At 53.6% G+C, this 1,014-nt stretch carries 2 protein-coding genes; both read right to left on the bottom strand.

All coding sequences use genetic code 11. The features are described 5' to 3' along the window. On the bottom strand, positions 1-405 hold a 405-nt coding region (locus BM140_RS25295), incomplete at its 3' end, for a phage tail protein (RefSeq protein WP_207549513.1). A gap of 354 nt (positions 406-759) precedes the next feature. Continuing rightward, on the bottom strand, positions 760-1,014 hold a 255-nt coding region (locus BM140_RS26160; RefSeq protein ID WP_425287087.1), incomplete at its 5' end, for a phage tail protein.

Consider the following 1,014-nt stretch of genomic DNA (forward strand, 5'->3'; position numbering starts at 1 on the left):
TTGGGTCTGAGCAAAGTAGTTCCCAGATGGTACGGAAGTTTTTCCCGGCGACCCATCGACGGTCATCGCGTGCGTGTGGAGCGGCATCTGCTGCGCATTCAACGTGACGGTCTCGACACCACCGGTCGATCCAATGGTGTAGCTCCCACCGCCAGCCAGTTGGCCCTGATTGATTGGCACACGCCCTTGCAGATTTGGAATGCCGAACGTCGATTGGCCATCGCCACCGTACCGAAAGCCCACTACGGCAAACAACAACTGATATTGTTGAATACTAACAATTTGACCATTGCAGAGGAGCCAGCCCGGCGGCGGATAAGTGAATGCAACCGGCAGAATCGTTCCAACAAAAGCTTCCATATCATTCTCCCATATAAACGGCACGACAACGTCTGCAAGCAGCACGACAACCGGTCGCAGCAAACCAGTGCCGATTAGACAGAAATCGCAACTTAAGCAGATTAATATAAACCCTCATCACGCTGAGGGCTATCTTACGAGACCCTGCCGCAGGATGTAGTTTAGAAAACTGAAATGATCACATCCAGGCAGCCTTCGACAGAAATGCAAGCAGCCCTTGAGAAGCATTCTCGAAAAAATTGCATGCAACAATGAATACCAGAATGAAAGCTGCTCGCCACGAGCCGAACAGAGCGTTGAAGCAGATTAAAAGAAGTCGAAGACGAGCGCGATATCCCCCTCGACATCGAACCGGCGACGAAGCTGTGGCTTCGAATCGCCAGGCCTCAGCACCACCTGCTATTGTCGCGACGGGAAGATGCCTACGTTACAGATGATGTAATTGATGACGAGGTAGGGCTGCCGGTTCTCGTGCGGAAGGCTACCACCTGTCGGTTGAATGGCAGCTTGGTTGAGGGTCGCGGGGCGGGCAAGATTCGGCGTAAAGCTGTTGAACGGATCGTCCGCACCCTGGGCTTGGGTCTGAGCAAAGTAGTTCCCAGATGGTACGGAAGTTTTTCCCGGCGACCCATCGACGGTCATCGCGTGCGTGTG

The organism is Methylorubrum salsuginis, from assembly GCF_900114375.1.
Lineage (GTDB): Bacteria > Pseudomonadota > Alphaproteobacteria > Rhizobiales > Beijerinckiaceae > Methylobacterium > Methylobacterium salsuginis.